Annotated in this window: 19 protein-coding genes and 3 pseudogenes; 15 read left to right on the plus strand and 7 right to left on the minus strand. The window is 62.3% G+C overall.

The genetic code is table 11. The features are described 5' to 3' along the window. Positions 1 to 20: 20 nt before the first annotated feature. The 3 genes from HMA55_RS01615 to trhO are packed head-to-tail and all read left to right on the plus strand — an operon-like array spanning position 21 to position 1990. Positions 21 to 356 (plus strand): helix-turn-helix domain-containing protein, encoded by a 336-nt coding sequence (locus HMA55_RS01615; protein WP_181191343.1) that lies wholly within the window; start codon positions 21 to 23, stop codon positions 354 to 356. A 3-nt stretch (positions 357 to 359) separates the two neighbouring features. After that, positions 360 to 1058 carry a PIG-L deacetylase family protein gene (locus HMA55_RS01620; protein WP_257802406.1) on the plus strand — a complete coding sequence of 233 codons (699 nt, stop codon included), beginning with the start codon at positions 360 to 362 and terminating at the stop codon, positions 1056 to 1058. Between the two features lie 38 nt (positions 1059 to 1096). Next, a complete protein-coding gene (gene trhO / locus HMA55_RS01625; RefSeq protein ID WP_181191344.1) occupies positions 1097 to 1990 on the plus strand; it encodes an oxygen-dependent tRNA uridine(34) hydroxylase TrhO in 894 nt (297 codons plus the stop codon). Positions 1991 to 2004: 14 nt separating this feature from the next. Here trhO and HMA55_RS01630 read toward each other — a convergent pair whose 3' ends face one another. From HMA55_RS01630 to HMA55_RS01640, 3 genes are all read right to left on the minus strand, one after another. Then, a complete protein-coding gene (locus HMA55_RS01630) occupies positions 2005 to 2463 on the minus strand; it encodes a hypothetical protein (RefSeq protein WP_181191345.1) in 459 nt (152 codons plus the stop codon). Positions 2464 to 2527: 64 nt separating this feature from the next. Continuing rightward, positions 2528 to 3430, minus strand: coding sequence for a universal stress protein (locus HMA55_RS01635; RefSeq protein ID WP_181191346.1), 903 nt, complete (start codon positions 3428 to 3430; stop codon positions 2528 to 2530). Positions 3431 to 3594: 164 nt separating this feature from the next. Continuing rightward, positions 3595 to 4077, minus strand: coding sequence for a MarR family winged helix-turn-helix transcriptional regulator (locus tag HMA55_RS01640; protein WP_181191347.1), 483 nt, complete (start codon positions 4075 to 4077; stop codon positions 3595 to 3597). A gap of 57 nt (positions 4078 to 4134) precedes the next feature. On the opposite strand from HMA55_RS01640, the gene HMA55_RS01645 reads away from it, so the two are divergent. From HMA55_RS01645 to HMA55_RS01690, 10 genes are all read left to right on the plus strand, one after another. Continuing rightward, positions 4135 to 4497 (plus strand): DUF5318 family protein, encoded by a 363-nt coding sequence (locus HMA55_RS01645; protein ID WP_181191348.1) that lies wholly within the window; start codon positions 4135 to 4137, stop codon positions 4495 to 4497. 103 nt (positions 4498 to 4600) lie between these two features. Continuing rightward, positions 4601 to 6880: a transglycosylase domain-containing protein gene (locus tag HMA55_RS01650; RefSeq protein WP_181191349.1), complete on the plus strand. Its 2280-nt coding sequence runs from the start codon at positions 4601 to 4603 to the stop codon at positions 6878 to 6880. Further along, positions 6881 to 8395 carry a glycosyltransferase family 87 protein gene (locus tag HMA55_RS01655; RefSeq protein ID WP_181191350.1) on the plus strand — a complete coding sequence of 505 codons (1515 nt, stop codon included), beginning with the start codon at positions 6881 to 6883 and terminating at the stop codon, positions 8393 to 8395. 3 nt (positions 8396 to 8398) lie between these two features. Then, positions 8399 to 8587 carry a hypothetical protein gene (locus tag HMA55_RS01660; RefSeq protein WP_181191351.1) on the plus strand — a complete coding sequence of 63 codons (189 nt, stop codon included), beginning with the start codon at positions 8399 to 8401 and terminating at the stop codon, positions 8585 to 8587. A 206-nt stretch (positions 8588 to 8793) separates the two neighbouring features. Further along, a complete protein-coding gene (rpsF, locus tag HMA55_RS01665; RefSeq protein WP_063937112.1) occupies positions 8794 to 9090 on the plus strand; it encodes a 30S ribosomal protein S6 in 297 nt (98 codons plus the stop codon). A gap of 51 nt (positions 9091 to 9141) precedes the next feature. Then, positions 9142 to 9804, plus strand: a complete 663-nt coding sequence (locus HMA55_RS01670) for a single-stranded DNA-binding protein (RefSeq protein WP_181191352.1) — start codon at positions 9142 to 9144, stop codon at positions 9802 to 9804. A 48-nt stretch (positions 9805 to 9852) separates the two neighbouring features. Beyond that, complete coding sequence (rplI, locus tag HMA55_RS01675) at positions 9853 to 10305, plus strand: 50S ribosomal protein L9 (protein WP_181191353.1); 453 nt, start codon at positions 9853 to 9855, stop codon at positions 10303 to 10305. 134 nt (positions 10306 to 10439) lie between these two features. Then, positions 10440 to 11201: a chymotrypsin family serine protease gene (locus HMA55_RS01680; protein ID WP_181191354.1), complete on the plus strand. Its 762-nt coding sequence runs from the start codon at positions 10440 to 10442 to the stop codon at positions 11199 to 11201. A 4-nt stretch (positions 11202 to 11205) separates the two neighbouring features. Then, on the plus strand, positions 11206 to 11892 hold the full coding sequence (locus HMA55_RS01685) for an AAA family ATPase (protein WP_181191355.1): 687 nt from the start codon (positions 11206 to 11208) through the stop codon (positions 11890 to 11892). Next, on the plus strand, positions 11892 to 12566 hold the full coding sequence (locus HMA55_RS01690; protein ID WP_181191356.1) for an AAA family ATPase: 675 nt from the start codon (positions 11892 to 11894) through the stop codon (positions 12564 to 12566). Before HMA55_RS01685 ends, HMA55_RS01690 begins: the two co-directional genes overlap by 1 nt. Before the next feature lie 76 nt (positions 12567 to 12642). Here HMA55_RS01690 and HMA55_RS01695 read toward each other — a convergent pair. From HMA55_RS01695 to HMA55_RS01710, 4 genes and pseudogenes are all read right to left on the minus strand, one after another. Continuing rightward, positions 12643 to 13993 (minus strand): annotated as a pseudogene (locus tag HMA55_RS01695) (IS256 family transposase). A gap of 512 nt (positions 13994 to 14505) precedes the next feature. Next, entirely contained in the window at positions 14506 to 15417 is a 912-nt protein-coding gene (locus HMA55_RS11275) for an EamA family transporter (protein WP_235961575.1), read from the minus strand. 181 nt (positions 15418 to 15598) lie between these two features. Next, positions 15599 to 16271, minus strand: a pseudogene (locus tag HMA55_RS01705) (IS256 family transposase); the annotation flags it as partial. A 74-nt stretch (positions 16272 to 16345) separates the two neighbouring features. After that, a pseudogene (locus tag HMA55_RS01710) lies at positions 16346 to 16942 on the minus strand (IS6 family transposase); the annotation flags it as partial. Between the two features lie 145 nt (positions 16943 to 17087). Between HMA55_RS01710 and istA the strand changes: the two are divergent. Continuing rightward, the gene (istA, locus tag HMA55_RS01715; RefSeq protein ID WP_181191357.1) at positions 17088 to 18731 is read left to right on the plus strand and encodes an IS21 family transposase; all 1644 of its coding nucleotides are present in this window, start codon (positions 17088 to 17090) and stop codon (positions 18729 to 18731) included. Beyond that, on the plus strand, positions 18728 to 19495 hold the full coding sequence (locus HMA55_RS01720; protein WP_181191358.1) for an ATP-binding protein: 768 nt from the start codon (positions 18728 to 18730) through the stop codon (positions 19493 to 19495). Before istA ends, HMA55_RS01720 begins: the two co-directional genes overlap by 4 nt. Positions 19496 to 19585 lie beyond the last annotated feature (90 nt).

Below are 19585 nucleotides of genomic sequence, written 5' to 3' on the forward strand. Positions count from 1 at the left end.
TGTGGTTTAGGGTCTGGGTCATGCAGGAACAGCAATCGCCGGTGGAAGCTGCATTGGCCGAGCTCAACAACAACCTCGCGGTCGCGCGCACGCAGGCCGAAGACCACGTCGTCCTGCCCAAACAGACCGCCGTCTGGGTGCGCGACCTGCTGGAAGACTTGGCGGAGGGACGCCTCGTGCGCCCGCCGGAACCGGACGAGGAGATGACCACACAGCAGGTGGCCGATCTCTTCGGAGTGTCCCGCCCCTTCGTGGTCAAGCTCATCGACGAAGGCAAGCTCCCAGGCCATAAGGTGGGCACCCACCGTCGCGTGTACACGCGCGACGCGCACGCCTACAAGCAGAAGAGGGGTTAGACCGTGGAACGGTTGACGCTTTCAGAAAACGACCGGGTGCTTGCCGTCGTCGCTCACCCGGATGACATGGAGTACGGCGCGTCCGCCGCCGTGGCCAAGTGGGCCGAAGACGGGGTGGAGGTGGCGTACCTCCTGCTCACGCACGGTGAACACGGCATTGCGGGCGGTGACCCGCAGCAGGTGCGCGAGACTCGTTCGCAGGAGCAGCGGCGAGCCTGCGACATCGTCGGAGCGGGGGAGCTGGAGATGCTCGACTTCACCGACGGACTGCTCGAGCACACATTGGAGCTGCGCCAGGCGATCGCGGCGAAGATCCGGGAATTTCGGCCCACCGTGGTGCTCACCCAGGACTGGAGCGTGATCGTGCCCTGGGGTGTGAACCAGGCGGACCACCGGGTTGCAGGCCTGGCGGCGGTGGACGCGGCGCGCGACGCGGGCAACGAGTTCCTCTACCCCGAAGCCGGGCCGCGCCACCAGACGAACACGCTGCTGGTCCACGGGGCCGCATCCCCGAACGTGGCCGTCGAGGTGGAGCAGCGCCACGTGGATAAGGGCGCCGCATCCCTCGACGCGCACGAGGCCTACTTCGCGGCATTGCCCGACCACCCCAGCGGTGATGAGATTGTCGGCCAGGCTGCGAAGGATGGCGGAGAGGCGCTGGGCGTGCCCCTGGCAATCGTGTTCGCATCCTTCCCGCTGTAACTTTCTCCGCTGGCCCCGGTGGACTTACACTGCCAGGCATGACCGGAAAGATCCTGCTCTACTACAAATTCCAGCCCATCGCCGACCCGGACGCGGTGCGCCTGTGGCAGCGCGACCTCTGCGAAGGCCTGGGATTAACCGGCAGGATCATCGTCTCCCCCCACGGCATCAACGGCACCGTCGGCGGGGACATCCGCGCCTGCAAGACCTACGCCAAAAAGACCAAGGAATACTTCAAGGGCATCGAGTTCAAGTGGTCCGAGGGCGGGGCGGAGGACTTTCCTAAGCTCAGCGTGAAAGCGCGCGATGAGATCGTCTCCTTCGGCGCGCCGGGCGAGCTGAAGGTGGATGAGCACGGCGTGGTCGGCGGGGGAGAGCACCTCACCCCGCAGCAAGTCAACGAGCTGGTGGCGGCGAAGCCGGACGCCGTCTTCTTTGACGGTCGCAACGCCCGCGAAGCCGAGATTGGCCGGTTCAAAGGCGCGGTAGTACCAGACGTGGAGACCACCCACGACTTCATCAAAGAACTCGAATCCGGCAAGTACGACTGGATGAAAGACAAGCCCGTCATCTCTTACTGCACCGGCGGCATCCGCTGCGAGGTGCTGTCCAGCCTGATGATCAACCGTGGTTTCCAGGAGGTCTACCAAATCGACGGCGGCATCGTCCGCTACGGCGAGCAATTCGGCAACTCCGGGCTGTGGGAAGGCTCCCTCTACGTCTTCGACGACCGTATGCACACCGAATTCGGGTCTCCGGAAGACCCGGACTACGTCCAGCTCGGCCACTGCGTGCACTGCGGGGAGGCAACCAACCAGTTCTACAACTGCGCGAACGAGCCGGAGTGCCGCAAGCAGTACCTGAGCTGCGAACGCTGCCGAGAAACCACCCCGTACTGCGGGGAATGCGCCACCGAACGCGCCAGCGCGTAACTGCGCCCCGCAGCCTACGGCGTTGCCAGAATGCCGACGGTGACGATGAGCCAGGACATGGTGAACGGCACCAGCGGAATCCAGAACACGCCCATCCACGGGATCCAGCGTTCGTAACGGTTGAGCTTGCGCACCATGATCACCGCGCAGCTGAGGAGCCCGGCGATCGGCGGGATGGAGGTGGCCACAGCCCACCACGTGCGCCATGACTCGGTGCAGAGCCAGGCGGAGCCAGCGTCGCAAAGCGGACCGCCCCGCGCACGCGAGATACCCGCGAGGATGAGCGCGAACAGGAGCGTAGCCGCGACGGTGCCCAGCGCGAACAGGATCGCGTCGCGGGTGGAGCGGCGGTTGCGGCGATCCACCTCGAGGGGGTCGGGCTGATCCGCGAGCTCGTCGAACGTGCGCGGCTCCGGACGCACACGGGAGAAGCGGTCGGAGGGGGAGTGAAGGTCGTTCTCGGGGTGCTCCATAGGCCACAATCTACTGCGCCTTTGGCTAGGGCCTTTGGCTAGGGCCTTTTGCAAGGGCCTTTTACTAGGCCTTCCCCGCAGACTGCGGGCACACGATCACCGGCACCGGGGCGTAGCGGATGAACTCACCCTCGCGCGTGCCCACGAACACGCTGGTCAGCTGCTGCGTCGGCTGGGAGCCTAGGCACATGATGTCGCCCTTTTTCCACTTCACCGAGTCGATCGCGCGTTTCCAGCTTTTCGCTGCTGCCACGGCACTGGTCACGTCGAAGTGGTCGCAGCGCTCCGGGGCGAACTTCGCGGCAAGCATCCAGGCGTGGTCGCGAGCGTGGTCCAGGATGCCGAGCGTCTGCTCGTTCCAGGACGAGCTGCGCCTTTCGTACGCGGTGGGGGAGAAGGCGATGATGCGCAGCGGCAGCCCCAGTGTGCATGCGAGGGCGGTGGCGTAATCCAGGCCGCTGAAGTCCGGCTCCACCGGCTCGTCGTCCATCACGATCGCGTACGTCACGCGCGTGATGCCCTTTTTGGCCAGTTTCACCCCGCGCGGCGCCAACCCGAGGGGGACGGGGCACGAGCGCATCATCTCATCGGCCACGCTGGAGGGACGGAAGCGGCCCTTCGGCGTCTTCGCGTGGGAGCCCAGAAGGATCAGATCCGCGTGAAAGTCCTCCGCGGTTTCGTACAACGAACGGACCGGGTCCTTGCTGTCCACAAGACGGGCCACCTGCTTGGACCACTGGGAACGCGGAATGTGCTCTTTCAGCGTCTTTTCCACCCGGCTGTCAAACGCGGACCGCGCCTCCTTCAGCCGCTTCTTCCGGCCCTTCGCCGCTTTGGGCAGGGACTTCGACCATGCCGACTGCGCGCTGGACATCACCTGGACCTGAACGGGCAACGAGCGGCCAAGCCACGCGGCGAACTCCATCGCTTCCGTGTTGGTCACGTCCCACCCCACGAGCACGCGCATGGGTGACGCGCCATCGGGGAGGCGTGCGCCCTTCGCGCTGTCGGTGCTGCTCAGGTCCTTCCTCCTTGGCGTGTGGCCGCGCGAGCGGAATAGCGGGTAATGCAGCCATCATAAACGCCCCTCCCACGCGCGAAAAAGCTGCTCCCCGCCGTGCGGCTCGGCCTTTACGACGGGGCGCCGGCGGCGTACGCCCGGGCGAGCTCGTTTAAAACGCCAGTAAGGCTATCCAGCTGGTGCAGCGCGCCGTCGTCGAGGGTGCCCAGCATCTGCGCCAGCGAGCGGGTGCGCTCCGCCCCTACGCGCTCAAGCTCCGCGCGGCCGAAGTCCGTCAGCTCCACGGTCACCCCGCGGCGGTCGTCCTCCGAACGCACCCGACGCACCAAGTCGCGCTTCTCCAGCTGGTTAACGGTGTTCGAGGCGGTAGGCAGGCGAACGCCCTCATCGCCAGCGAGTTTGCTGATGCGTGTGGGGCCGTTGAAACCCAGCCGATGCAGCACCGACAACTGCGGGCCGGTGAGGTCGGAGTGCTGCGCGTTGCGGAAGTACGCCACGTACAAGCTGGTCATAGCGGGGCGGATATCCGCCGCGATACGCAAAGCCTCCGCGGAAGGTTCCTCGTGCGCCGACGCCAACACTGTGCACCTCATTTCTTCTCCGACGTTTCCCAGAATGTAGCAGCAGGCGAAGCGGTTAAGATGACCAGGATGTTCACGTACGAGCACGAGGTGTCACACGAGTGGCAACGCCGCCACACCCTGCGCGAGCTCAAGCGGGGGCACATGCCTATCGACGTCGCATGCGACGCCGACTTCTTGCTCCGCGCTGCCGCGCAGCACCACGGGGTGGAGTCCTCCAGGCCGTGCCCCGTATGCGGGGGAGCGATGCGGGATGTGCGATGGGTTTACTCCGAAAAGCTGGGCCGACGGACAGGAACCGCGCGAAGCGAAGCAGAGATTGACAGGCTCGCCGCGGAGGTTGGGGCGCTCACCGTCCACATCGTGGAGGTTTGTCCGTCGTGCAAGTGGAACCATTTGTTACAGGAAGTCACAGCCGTACCAGTAGTGTGAATTCGAACTGGGCAGGTAGGGTGTCCGGTAGGAATTTGGTAGGTAGCTCGCCCGTTTCGCCCTCCCCGCGGGCGCGGCGGGTGCAACTGTGCAGGGAAAACGTGTGACTGACAAGAGCGCTGAAAACACAACGGAGCCAAGCAATAAAGGCACCGAGAGCACCACGGACAACGCCGGCGGCGGGTCGACGGCAGTGAAGAAAAAGAAGACCTCCCGCGCCTGGCAGTGGGTACTCGCCTTCTTGTTGTTCCTGCTCCTGCTCGCTTCCATCCCCGCGGGCTGGTTCGCCTGGAAATACGCCAAAGCGGAGGTCCCCGGGCCCGGAGAGATTGAAGCTGCGCAGATCTCCTCCATCTACTTCCGCGACGGCGAGAAGGAACTCGCCCGCATCGTCCCGCCGGAAGGGAACCGGGAGCAAGTTGCCCTCGATGCCGTGCCGGTGGAGGTCCAAGATGCCGTGCTGGCCGCGGAAGACCGCGATTTTTGGACCAACTCCGGGTTCTCACCCACCGGCTTCGCCCGCGCCGCGCTTGGGCAGATTACCGGCAACTCCGCTGCCGGCGGCGGCTCCACCATCACCCAGCAGTACGTGAAAAACGCGCTGGTGGGCAACGAGCACTCCTATGAGCGCAAAGCCAACGAGCTGGTCTACTCCATCAAGATGACAAACCAGTGGCCGAAAGAAGACATCCTGCGCGCCTACCTCAACACTGTCTACTTCGGCCGCAACGCCTACGGCATTGAGGCAGCCGCGCACGCCTTCTTCGGCAAGCCGGCCTCCGAGCTCACCGTGGAGGAGGGCGGCGTACTCGCAGCATCCATCCAGCTGCCCAGCGAGCTGGACCCGTGGACCAACCGCGAGGCCGCAGAGCAGCGCTGGAACTACGTCATGGACGGCTTGGTCGAGATGGGCAAGCTCACCCCGGAGCAGCGCGCCGGGGTGAAGTACCCCGAGACCCGCGATCCCGCCACGTACTCCGCCTACACTGAGGCCACCGGCCCGAACGGCCTGATCAAGAACCAGGTGATCACAGAGCTCGAGGCCCTGGGTATCACGGAAAACGACTTGACTAACCGCGGTCTGCAGATCACCACCACCATCGACGCCGGCTCCCAGGCCAACGTGGAGCGGATCGCGCGCGACCGGCTGGCCAACCTCCAGGAGGATGCGCGCACTGCGGTGGTCGCCGTCGATCCCGCGACGGGAGCTGTGCGGGCGTACTACGGCGGCGACGACGCCAGCGGCTGGGATTACGCCAACGCGGGCCTGCAGACGGGCTCCACGTTTAAGATCTTCGCCTTGGCGGCCGCGCTGCAGCAGGGCATCCCGCTGACAGCAACGTTCGACTCGTCCCCGGTCACCTTGCCCGGCAACATCGTGGTCACCAACTGGGACGGCGGGGGCGGCGGGATGCTGTCCATGTCAGAAGCGACCCGCCAATCCTCGAACACGGCCTACATGCGCATTCAGGACGAGCTGGACAACACCACCCAGGACACCGCGGACATGGCGCACGCCCTGGGTGTGGCCAAGTCCATCCCGGGCATCCCGGCAACGTTGCGCGAGAACGGCGGCCAGCCCTACGAGGGCATCGTGCTGGGCCAGTACCAATCGCGCGTGCTGGACATGGCTACCGCCGTGTCCACCCTGACCAACCGTGGCCTGATGCACCCGACCCACTTCGTGGAAAAGATTGCGGACGCCAACGGCGAGGTCCTTTACCAGGTGGACAACGATTACACGGAGCGCCGCGTTGCGGAGCAGGTGGCTGACAACACCATCCAGGCAATGCAGGGCGTGGTGGGCTACTCCAACGCCACCCTCGCCGGCGGCCGCCCGTCCGCCGCCAAGACCGGCACGGCGCAGATGGGCGACACCGGCAACAACAAGGACGCGTGGATGGTCGGCTCCACCCCGCAGCTCGCTGTTGCGGTCTGGGTGGGTACGGCGGACAACACCTCACCGATCTTCAATGAATGGGGCGGCAACATGTTCGGCTCCAACACGCCGGCAAAGATCTGGAAGGACGTGTTGGATACCGAGCTCGAGGGCGAGGAGTTTGAAAACTTCCCCGAGGCCAACCCCGTTTACTGGGGTGTGAGCCCCTACAGCGGCGGCACCGGCCTCGGCGGTTACTACTCCTACCCCGGCACCTCGTACAGCCAAGACACGTACCAAGCGCCGGCGGTGCCGAACTCGCAGGCTCCCGCGAACTCGTGGGCCCCCGAGGCTCCGGCTCCCGCCCCAGCACCGGCACCCGCCCCGGCTCCTGCGCCAGCCCCCGCGCCGGCGCCAGCCCCGGCACCCGCACCTGACCCCGCGCCGAACTTGCGCGACACGGTTAACGACGTCATCGGTCAAGTCCAGGAGGCATTGCAGTAAATGGCTAACTCCCCGCAGATCACTTGGCCGGATCCGGCCGACCGCGTGCAGCCGGCGCACACCGAGCCGCTCGCGCGCGGCTGGGTGGACTTCCTCGGCGGGCCGATGGGCCGCTTCGCCCAGATAGGGCGGGCGCGGTTCTGGACGCCTTTGCGCTCCATCCTCGCGGTGGCGTACGTCTTCCTCTCGTTCGGCCTGCTGCAGAAGGCGCACTGTGCCGGCGGCAAGGCAGACGACAACGGCATCATCCAGCTCAACTGGGACGGCAACCGCCAATACACCGCTGCCTGCTACAACGACATCATCCCGCTCTACGGTGCCCGCGGCCTGGACCGAGGCGGCTTCGTCTACGACTACTCGTGGGTGGAAGACGGCCTGACCCGCTACATGGAGTACCCGGTGCTCGCTGGCCTGTTCCAGCAGCTTTCCGCCTGGCTGTCGCGCAGCACCTACTTCCTGGTGGACAATGTCCTGCCGGATTCCGGATGGTACTTCTACGTCACCGCTTTGCTGATGTCCATCATTTGGGTGGCCACCATCCGCATGGTGGCGGAACTGGCGGGCAACCGCATCTGGGACACGCTGCTGGTCGCGGGCTCCCCGTTACTCATCGTGCACGCGTTCACCAACTGGGACATCCCGTCCATCTTCTTTGCCGTTGCGGCGATGCTGGCCGCCCGCAACCGGAAGTGGTGGCTCGCCGGCGTGCTCATCGGCCTGGGCACCGCATTCAAGCTATGGCCCATCTTCCTGCTCGGCGCCTACCTGACCGTGGCGCTGCGCAAGCGCGACCTCGCTCCGTTCGGCAAGATGCTTGCCGCCGCCGTGGTGTCCTGGCTGGTGGTCAACGTGCCGGTGTACCTGCGCAACCCGGATGCGTGGAGCGAGTTCAACCGCCTCAACACGGACCGCGGCTGGGAGTGGACCACCATCTACGCCGTCATCTCGCGTATCACCGGCTGGACCGGCTTCGACTCCGGCGAGGGCGCCCCGGTGATCCTCAACGCCGTGACCCTCATCCTCTTCCTGCTCGGTTGCCTTGGGGTGCTCATCCTCGGCCTCAAGGCCCCGCAGACCCCCCGCATCGCGGAACTCGTGGCCTTGATCGTGGGCCTGTTCCTCATCTTCAACAAGGTGTGGAGCCCGCAGTACTCCCTGTGGTTCGTGGTCCCGGCGGTCCTCGCGCTGCCGTACTGGCGCCTGCTGCTCACCTGGATGACTGTAGATATGGCCGTTTGGCCCGTGCTCATGTGGCACATGATGGGCGCGGACAACATGGGCGTGCCCGGCTGGTTCCTCAACGTGGTCATCATCGCCCGTGATGCGTTCATCATCGCCATCATGGTGCTGGTGGTGCAGCAGATACTCGGCCGCCGCCGCGACAAGGTGCGCGACGCACACAACGGTCACGATCCCCTCCTCTCACTCCCGTCGGAATGGAAGGAGCCATTGCCTATCGACACCCCTTCGGCCCCCACCGAGCCAGCATTCGACACCGAACCCGCCAAGGTTTAACCGATGAACGCCACCACGATCCTGGGCATCGCCTCCATTGTGGTGGCGTTTGTCCTGTTCAGTACCTCGTTTTACATGGCGGTGAAGGGGCGTAAGCAGGCGTCGATAGGCTTCGGCCTCACGGCGTTTGTCTTCATGACGGTCATCCCGGTCTCGCTGGCGCTCTTCGCCGCGGTGCCGAACCCGCACTAGCCGGAGTGCGCACGATTTAACATTTACGCCCGTTTTGGCCCCTAAAAGCCCAGGTCGCAATTTTGCTACGTCAATTCGTGCGCAACCCGGACACGGTTTTGAGCTGGTCAAAGCGTCGGGTAGTCTGTTCGGGTTGCTTGACGTAAGCGACCCTCCTGCCATGACCACAAGGGTGATGGCCGAAACAACTAAGACCATAGGAGGTGATGAGGTCCGTGCGTCACTACGAAGTAATGATCATCCTCGATCCGCAGCAGGATGAGCGCACCGTTGCCCCGTCCCTGGATAAGTTCCTGGAGACCGTCCGCAAGGACAACGGCAAGGTGGAGAACGTTGATGTGTGGGGCAAGAAGCGCCTTGCTTACCCGATCAACAAGAAGGAAGAGGGCATCTACGCCGTCATCAACCTCGACTGCGAGGCTGACACGGTCAAGGAGCTCGACCGCGTGCTGAACCTGAACGAGAACGTTCTGCGTACCAAGGTTCTGCGTACCGATAAGTAAGAACCGGTAGGCTCAGAAACCACACGATCAGCAGGTAGGAAGGTTTAGGACATGGCTCAAGGCGATACCCCGATTACCGTGGTTGGCAACCTGGTTGCGGACCCGGAGCTGCGCTTCATCCCGAGCGGCGCTGCCGTTGCGAACTTCCGCATCGCGTCCACGCCCCGCACCTTTAACCGGGAAACGAACCAGTGGGAAGACGGCGAAGCCCTGTTCCTTACCTGCAATTGCTGGCGCCAGATGGCGGAAAACGTCGCGGAATCCCTGACCAAGGGCATGCGCGTCGTGGTCACCGGCAAGCTGCGTCAGCGTTCCTACCAGACTAAAGAGGGCGAAAACCGCACCGTGTTCGAGGTCGAGGTCGACGAGGTCGGCCCGTCCCTGAGGTACGCCAGCGCCTCGGTGAGCCGCAACCCGCGTGAGGGCGGGCAGGGCGGCTACGGCGGCGGCAACCAGGGAGGCCAGCGCGGCGGTTTCGGTGGAAACCAGGGCGGTTTCGACCAGGGCGGCCAGGGCCAAAACCAGGGCCAGGGCGGCTACAACCCGGGCAACGGCGGCTTCGGCGGCCAGGGCAACCAGGGCCAAGGCGGTCAGGGCGGCTACAACGGCAACCAGGGCGGCCAGAACCAGTCCCAGCCTGATCATGATCCGTGGGGTTCCGCCCCCGATGCCGGTGGTTTCTCCGGCGGTGCGGGCGACGAGCCACCGTTCTAAACGACAACCACACATCAAGCATTTTTCACCATAAGGAAGGTTAGGATTATGAAGCTGATCCTCACCGCTGCCGTCGAGAAGCTTGGCGAGCCTGGAGAGGTCGTCGAGGTCAAGGACGGTTACGGACGCAACTTCCTGCTCCCGCGCGGCCTGGCTATCCCGGCTACCCGCGGCGCAGAGAAGCAGATCGAAGACATTAAGCGTGCGCAGGCTGAGCGCGAGGTCCGCGACCTGGATCACGCCAAGGAGCTGCGTGACCAGCTCGACCAGCTCAAGGGCATCAAGGTTGCAGTGCGCACCGCCAACAACGGCAAGCTGTTCGGCTCCGTGAAGCCGGCTGACATCGCTGCGGCCGTGAAGGCTGCAGGCGGCCCGAACCTGGACAAGCGTCGCATCAACGTGCCGAAGGGTCTTGTTACCAAGACCGGCGGCTACCAGGTCAAGGTCAACCTCCACGACGACGTGGAGGGCAAGGTGAACTTCGAGGTCGTAAGCGCGTAAGCACACGCTTATCGACGACTGCTCCGCCTGAGAACGGAATGTAAGCAGTCCAACGACAACAGCATTTTCAAAAGCGCGGGCTCTACTTGTGAGGAGTGGGGCCCGCGCTTTTGTGTGCCGATACAATACCGGCCATGAGGTTTCCCATGGCGCGCCGAGCGCGCGCTGCCGCTGCGTCCCTCCTGCTCACGGCGGCTGCCGCCCTCGGTTTTGCGGCACCGGCGCAAGCCGTGGACGTCTATTCCGGCGACAGTATCCGCGTGGCGTACAGCGACGGTGCCCGCTACGGCTGCACGCTGAACACAGTCGCACACCGCGGCGGCCAGGCGTACGGCGTTACAGCTGGCCACTGCCTGGCGCCCATCGGCGGTGCGGTCCCGGTGGCGGTGTACGCGGCGGACAACCGCACGCTGATCTCGGGGGACTTGCGCGATTCCGGGTTTGAGATGTGGGGCGATAACACCCTGGGCAGCCCGCTGCGGGACGTGGCGTGGTTCCCTTTGAACGGCGGCGCTGCGTATGGCGGGGCGATGCGCGGCGGCGCGGTGGACATCCCCTTCATCGGTGCGGTGCACCCGTTGTCGGATGCAGTTCAGCGGATTAACCCCACCCGCCGCATCGCCGGCTACCACCCCGTCACGGCGGTGAAACCTGGCCAGATCGTGTGCAAAGACGGCGCCCGTACGGCGCGGACCTGCGGACCGGTGCTGAAGGTCAACCCGGAGACCGGGGAGCTGGCGGTGCTGATCATCGCGCTGCACGGCGATTCCGGCGGGCCTGTTTACACCGTCAACCCGGACGGCAGCGCCAACATCATCGGCATCGCCTCCGGAACCGCGTTCGGCGTGCTGCTGGCGGTGGACGGCCTGCTCCCGCTGCCGGCCGGATTGCGTTAGGCCCATGTTCCTGACCAAGGTCAGCGTCGCCGAGCAGGTGCGTGGATATGCCCGAGACCTGCCGGTTGTGCGGTCCTTGGCCGAGCGCCCACTCGAGCTGTCGCGCGCGACCATCCTCACCGGCGACAACGGGTCCGGTAAATCCACCCTGGTCGAGGCAGTCGCCATCGCCGCCGGCGCGAACGCTGCGGGCGGCTCCCGCAACGCCCGGTTTGAGGCGGCGGACCATTCCCGGCTGCACGCCTCGCTCACGTTGACCCGCCGCGAGAACCCGCGCGACGTGTTTTTCCTGCGCGGCGAGACCTTCTTTTCCCTCGGCGAATACCACCAATCGCTTGGGCCCGACGACCCGCTCGTGGCGATACCACAGCGCAGCCACGGCCAGGGCATTATGCTGCTGGCGCGCGAGCGCCTGAGCCCGGAGACGCTGGTCATCCTCGATGAACCCGAGGACGGCCTGTCCGTTTTCGCCCAGCTCGAGCTCCTCGGATTCCTCTCCGTTCTCACGCGCCGCGGCGGGCAGGTGCTCATGGCCACGCATTCGCCGGTGCTGCTCGCCGTCCCCGACGCCCGCATCCTGAGCGTGCCCACGCTTGAGCCGGTGCCTTACGGCGACTGCGAGCCCGTCACCGCGACCCGAGAGTTCATCGACGATCCGGTTGGCACAGCGCGGTTCCTGGTGGGGCCGTGATGTTCATCGAGCACGTCGTCATCGACCCCGCCCGCGCGCCGCAGTGGGCGCTTGCTACCCCGGCGATTGCGCACGTCGCGGAGTTCGGGTTCGCGCTGACACACCCGATCACCCTGATCACGGGCGGCAACGGCGTAGGCAAGTCCACGCTGCTTGAGGGGATGGCTCGGGCGTGGGGGTTTGCGGTGGAGGGTGGAACGTGGGGCGTCGTCAAGCCACGCGCCCGCGACCCGCTGTATGACGCGCTGACGGTGCGCACCGGTGCCCGCGCGAAGGCCGGGTACTTCTTGCGCGGGGAGACGCACACGACCGTCACGGAATTCGGCGGCCGCTCGCACGGCGAGTCCGTCATGGAGCTGACGTCCCGGTTCATCCCGAACGCGCTCTACCTGCTGGATGAGCCCGAATCGGGGCTGTCCGCGGTGGCGCAGATGGCGCTGTTGTCGCAGCTGCACGCACTCGCAGGGGCGGATGCGCAGGTGATTGCGGTGACGCACTCGCCGATCGTGCTTGGGGTGCCGGGCGCGGAGATCGTGGAGGTTGGCGAGCACGGCATAGAACGCGGCTTGGCGGTGGAGGGCACCCTCGCGTTTCGGGCGATGCGTGACTTCCTCGCAGATCCACACGGGATCGCGGACTATATGGCGGACTGGGCGGAAGGGGAGCTGGGGTAGCGTTCGAGCATCCTTGTCGGGGTGGTGGTAAACGACTGGTTGAGGGTGTCCGATTGTTTGTGTGCGGGGGTGTGGTTTACAAGTAGTCCGCGAATCGGTCGGGGTAAGCCACGGCTAGTTGGTTGATGGCTTGTTTCCACCCGGTGGCTTTCGCTCCTTCAATATAGCCGTTGCACTCAACGTCGCGCTTTGCTTTCTTCGCTCGCTGCGCAGCACGCTTGTCTTCGATGTTGCAGATCATCAACCACAGCGTCTTCAGCGCCGCGGTATCGTTCGGGAACTGGCCCCTGTTGCGGGTAGCTTTCCGCAGTTTAAGCGTTGAGCGACTCGATCGAATTGGTGGTGTAGAGCACCCGGCGTGCCGCCGGCGGAAACTGCAAAAACGGCACGAACCGCTCCCAAGCGTCGCGCCAGACTTTGACCGATTGCGGGTATTTTAGGCCCAGTTCACTGGCTTCGAACGCATCCAGGCTGGCACGGGCCGTCTCCTCATTGGGAGCGGTGTAGACCTCACGCAGCGCACGGGAGACGCCTTTGCGGTCCTGGTAGGACACCCACCTATTCGCCGCCCGAATCAGGTGCACAATACAGGTCTGCACCATGGAATTCGGCCAGGTTGCCTCCACGGCTTCCGGCAAGCCTTTGAGCCCGTCGCAGCACACGATGAACACGTCCTGGACACCACGGTTGGCCAGATCTGCGCAGACTGATGCCCAGAATGCAGCGCCTTCATTGTCAGCGATCCACAATCCCAGGATGTGCTTGATGCCGTCCATATCCACACCGACGGCCATGTAGCAGGCCTTATTCACCACCCGGTGGCCATCGCGGATCTTCACCCGTAGCGCGTCGAGGAAGATCACCGGGTAAAACTCGTCCAACTGGCGGTTTTGCCACAGCATCACCTCATCGAGTACCGCATCGGTGATCGTGCTGATCGTATCCGGGCTCATATCCACACCCAAGGTGGTTGCAAGGTGGTGCTGGATATCACGCACCGTCATCCCGCCAGCGTACAGCGAGATGATCATGTCATCGAGTTCAGTGAGCCTGCGCGCGCCTTTGGGCACCATCTGCGGGCGAAACGTTCCCGCCCGGTCTCTCGGCATGGTCACTTCGATTGGGCCGTAGCCGGAATCGACGGTCTTGGTGTACGACCCGTTGCGGTGGTTGCCACCACCAGCATCTGTTACCTGGGCTTTCGCTTTGCGGTCGGAGTGTTCGTAGCCCAAATGGGCATCCATCTCCGCCTGCAGGCCGGCGTTGATCGACGCCTGCAAAAGCCCCTTGACCAGCTCGCTGGCGTCGTCGGTGGAGGTGGACAGCTCCCCGATGAGCTTTGCGAGCTCGGGGTTATCCATCAGCTTCTCGCTGATCGCGTTGACCCTGGACGGGTCGTGGCTTTTCTTCGGTGACACCGTAATCATTATCGGTGAAACTCCTTCAAGATCAGAGCCTCACACACAAACTTCCTGACACCCTCGTCTCGGGTTCTGTTTTGCAGAAATAGACATGGTCACTGCCCCCGCTTCCCACAGGCTTGACAACACAATCCTTGACCAGGGACGGGTCTAGATCAAGGCTGTCCTGTGCAGAAGCGGGGGATAGGGCAACAGACCTTGGGGCACGCAGTCCATATTGGTGAGCAACTTCAATCATTCCTTGCTTATGGCGACGGTGCCAGATCTTCCCTCTACCGTTATGCGGTAGTCCTAACTCAGCTGAAACCCACTCAGCTATGGATACTCCTGATTCGCTTCCCGGCACAACAAGGTCAAATTTTTCTTGGCTACATTCCCGGAGTAGGGCCAGGGCCCATGGATCGGAAATGCTCCCGTCTTCGTTAGCTGAGATGGCATACGGCGGGTTAGCAGTAGCAACCTCTACGTCCCTTTTTTGGCGCAGGGTTGCCACCAGATCGGCGCCACTTGAAGAATCATCAACTACTAATATTTTCATCTTTCCGTGTTCCCCACATTGCTTGGCTTATGGTTATTGCCACAATGAGCATCAACAAAGTTAACTGAATTGGTTCGACTTGAGAGCCCAATGCCACCTCGGTAGCCATCACCACGGCCGGAAGGGCCGCGATGATCAGTGCCGAGGTGAAAGGCGGCGCTAAGGTAATTCCCCACTGCAAGAGCAGGATAGGAAAAGTAATGCACATCACCGATAGCAGGACGATTGACAGGGTAGAGCCTCGAAGCATCTCCGCTTCCACGGAAAAGAAAGCCACGAGACCGCTAATAATCCAAGCTAAGTGAAACCTCACTGCTGCAATCGTGAGAACGCTGTTCCCTTGTTCAGTGGCCCAGCGCGAGGAGTAAAGCACTCCTACCGCAGAAATTCCTGCGCCTACAGCTAAAGCGAGACCCAGATAAGACTGGGGTGAACTGCTTCCCGTTCCTAGGAAGAAAAAACATAGAGCCAGCACCACTACTGCAGTTGTTGACACCAATGAACTGCTGAGCCTTCTGGCCGACCAAGTCATTATTACTGCGACAATAAAAGGGCCGACTCCTGTTTCGATGACACTTGCTGCAGTGGGCTGCATCAAAGTAGTGGAAACATAGAATAAGCAGAAAGCGCCCGCAGTAAACAGATTGAGGCTTGCTGCAGTTGTCATTTTCATGGGAGGATGCGGTGTTTCCGTAGCTCGGTATTTTCTACGATAAAACGCTAAATAGACCACTGTGGAGATAATCGCCGCGATAAGAAACGCTGAAAACGTAGTAAAAGTAGATAACTCTGGGTCTACTTGGGCTCCGACTATCGCAGTGCCGATTCCTTGCCATAGGACAGCTAGGGCTACGATAACCGCCCCTACACCTGCTTTATTGGACTGGATCATAAAACCTTACCCTCAAAATCCGCAAAGTCAACTTAATAAACGGAGCAAGGGGTCGTGGTACACACTTGGCGATTCTATGCCTCTTTAGGTTAAGTCAGCTGGAGTGGTGTATCTGCCCTTTCGATACAACAGGCAGCATAACGACCTTACGGACCATCACGCGCTAGATACAGACCCTGGCTCATGTCACATCCCTCCGGATGATTTCAGAAGTAATCTCGTCCGAATCGATGAGGTTTGCCGTCATCATCGCCCTAGTTTGCTCCAAGCTCGTCAGCGATATGTACCGCTTCTGCTTCGATCCAATCATCATGCTGCTCCGCCAGCACCGCACCAACTAAACGGACCACGGCATCGCGGTTCGGGAAGATCCCGACGACATCAGTACGCCGGCGGATCTCACGATTGAGGCTTTCGGTGGGGTTATTCGATCAGATTTTAGTCCACAAAGATTTCGGGCACTGGGTAAACGCCAAGAGTTCATCGAGGGCTTCTTCCAGGTAATCGGCCACATGCGGGAACTTCTCCTGACAAAAATCCAGCACATCCCTGGCCTGGGCCCACACCGACTGCGCATTAGGCTGCTGAAAAATCGTGTGGAACATCGCCGACAACGTTGGCCACTGTGTCGTGGGCATCAGCCCAAAGAGATTCTTCGAAAAATGCGTGCGACATCGCTGCCAGGAGGCATTCGGTAACACCTCCCCAATGGCGTGCTGAAGCCCCAGGTGAGCGTCACTGGTAATCAGATAGACCTCGTTAAGCCCTCGTGCCTTTAAGTCCCTAAAGAACTAAAGAACCTGAGTCCATGATGTCACCGATTCGGCAGTAGCAACCTGCATACCGAGTAATTCCGGTGCTGTTGCAAAGTTGGGCCAGGGTCGAAAAGCCCAACCTCAAGACATTAGTTGTCCTTGCTCCGGGGTGCTTAAGCTGTCTCGAAGACCCGGTTGACGATCACCGCGTCTGGGTTCGGTTGCCCGTAGGTAAACATCGTGCCTTGCCCTTTCCGCAATGAGTGCATCGCCTCCATCCCTTTCAACGTCCGATATGCAGATGTCCGGTTCTTAAACGCGCCTTTCGGCCCGAGGATCCGCTTCAGCCGACCATGGTCGCCTTCCAGGATGTTGTTGAGGTATTTCACCTGCCGGTGTTCCACTGTTGGCGGGCAGATTCCCTCTGACTTCAACTCGGCGATTGCCCTGGCTAGGGAGGGTGATTTATCAGTGTTGATCACTCTGGGATACCCGGCTGACGCATTGGATCTGAGGGCCTTGGCCAGGAAACGCTTGGCTGCGGCCACGTTCCGCTTCGGAGAGAGATAAAAGTCCAGGGTCTGGCCACCGGCGGTGATCGCCCGATAGAGGTAGCACCACCTGCCGCCGACCCGGATATAGGTCTCATCCACCCGCCAGGAACTGGCCTGCCAGTCAGGTACCTGCCGGTACCACCGTGTGTGCTTGTCCAGTTCAGGGGCGTATTTCTGGACCCAGCGGTAGATCGTGGTGTGATCGACCGGCACGCCTGTTGCGACCGGCTAGTTGGTAGCGGTGTGGTGACTTTCGGGTAGCGGTTCAGTGGGTTTCCGGTAGCGGGGTTGGCGGTGGCGGGTGATGCTTTCGGGTGGTTGCGCCACAGGGGTGTAGCCGGTTACCGGAAGGAGTCCGCTGATGACGGATTACCGGGCGGTGATGAAGCTGCTTGTGCAGCAGCGTTCGTACCGCCAGATTGAACAACAGCTCGGGTGCTCGCACCGCACGATTTCCCGGTCGAATCAGGTGCTTCGATCCCTTGGGATTCGCACCGTCGACCAGGTTTTGGCGTTGACGGATGATGAGCTCGACGAGTTATTCGTAGATGGGCGCAGTACCGGCCAGGGCGAGTTCGTCCCTATCGATTTTGATGCGGTGGTCAAAGCCCGCACGGGGCGTAACAAGCAGACACTGCAAGTGCTGTGGGCGCGCTACACCACCACACCTGCTTTACCCGGCCAGCTTCATTACAGCTACGACCGGTTTCGCCAGTTGGTGGCGTCTCATGTCGATGCGGCCGGTTTGACCGCACGCATCACCCATACACCGGGGCACACCATGCAGGTGGATTGGGCAGGCACCAAGATGCGCCTGTTCGACCCTTATGGCGCACCGGGGGTGAAGGTCAGCGTGTTTGTCGCCTCAATGCCGTATTCAGGGATGATTTTTGCCCTCGCATGTCCGGATGAGCGCCAGCATTCCTGGCTTGATGCCCACCACCACGCGTTCGCCTACTTCGGGGGCGTGCCTGAGGTTGTGGTGCCGGATAATGCCTCGACTGCGTCGAACGCGATCAGCGCGGCGGATCGAAACCGCAAGGTCAACGACACCTACGAGCAGTTTTTGGAGCATTACAACACCGCAGCACTGCCCACGAGGGCGAAACGGCCGAAAGACAAAGCGAATGTCGAAGCCGCAGTCAAGATCGTCACCCACAAGGTCATCCACGCACTCGATGGCCACCAGTGCGTCGACCTTGACGAACTCAACTCGCGAATTCAGCAGCTGGTTGACCAGATCAACCAGGCGGTACCGTTTCGTCACCAGCAGTCAAGCCGCAAAGACATTTTCGATGCGCATGAAAGGCACCTGTTGACAGCGCTTCCCGATACCCCGTGGCAGCGCACCGAGTGGAAACGCGCCAAGGTCGCCCCAGATTTCCACATCACCGTAGCTAGCGTGCGGTACTCCGTGCCGCACCAGCTCGTTGGCCGCACTGTCGATGTGCGCATCACCGGGCAAGTGCTCACGGTCTTCGATGGTGGCCGTGCCGTTACAACCCACACGCTTGCCCACACCCGCGGGGCGTATGTCACCGATGCCGACCACATACCGGCGAACATGGATCACACCCAGGGACTGTGGACGAGCGATTACTTCCTGCGCGAAGCCCAAAAGATCGGGCCGGCGACACGCACCGTCATCGAGGAAATGATCGCGGCGAAAGCAATCCCGGCCCAGGCGTACCAATCGTGCAGGAACGTGCTGTCAATGGGCAAACACGCCAACAAGCTCGTGTTGGAAGAAGCATGTAAGCGCTTGGTCTCCTCCGACGGGACCCGCCGGGCGGTGTCCTACACCGCGGTCAAAAACATGATGGCCGCCGTACGCAAAGAAGTCGCAACCCGACCACACGGCTTCGACCAACCGGCACCGGCCACACCTGGGCATCGGGCCCACCCGTCCGCCGCTGCCACACGCGACACCAGCGGCGCCTACCTCGGTGGCGCAGCACAGTTCAGCCTGGACAACCTCATCAAGAAAGGAACCACAACGCCATGACCCCACCGACCCCGCCGCAAGAGCGTTTCCTCGACGAATCCGTCCTCGCGGACTTCACAGCGATGCGCATGACAGCCTTCGGCAAAAGCGTCATCGACATCGCCAACGACCCAGCCTTCGACACGTGGACCTTCTCCCAAAAGGTGCTCTACGCACTCGACAAAGAAGTCGCGGCCAGACGCGAACGCCGCATCAACAAACTGCTCAAGGCATCACGATCGCCAAACCCCGATGCCTGCCTCGAAGACGTCGTCTACGCACCTGACCGCAACATCAACCCAGAACAAGTCAGCCGACTCGCTCACGGACAATGGTGCCACCTGGGCCAAAACATTGTCATCTTGGGCAAATCCTCAGTCGGCAAGACCTACCTCGCCCAAGCTCTGATCACCGCAGCATGCCGCAACGACTACTCCGCCAGGTTCTACCGCACCGACATGCTTGCCGCGCACTTCGCAGTGATGCCGCTCGACGACCCAGCCCGGCTCAAACTCACCCGCGAGTTGATCAACGTCGATGTGTTAGTCCTCGACGACTTCCTCACCACCCCAGTCGATGCCGCCACCGCGCACCTGCTCTTCAACATTCTCTCCGAACGAGAAAGCAACCGATCAACGATCGTGACCTCACAGTTCACCCCGCAAGATTGGTACAGATCTATCCCGGACGCTGTCATCGCCGAGTCCATCCTCAACCGACTCATCGCCGGCGCCGAAATCATCACCCTCGAAGGACCAAACATGAGACTGGAAGCTAACCAGTAACACACAAAGCGCCTGAGCAGGGACCCGCTACCGGATCCCCACTCAAGCGCTACCACAAACTCACCACACCGCTTCCATTTCGATCTTCTA

This window comes from Corynebacterium wankanglinii, from assembly GCF_013601005.1.
Lineage (GTDB): Bacteria > Actinomycetota > Actinomycetes > Mycobacteriales > Mycobacteriaceae > Corynebacterium > Corynebacterium wankanglinii.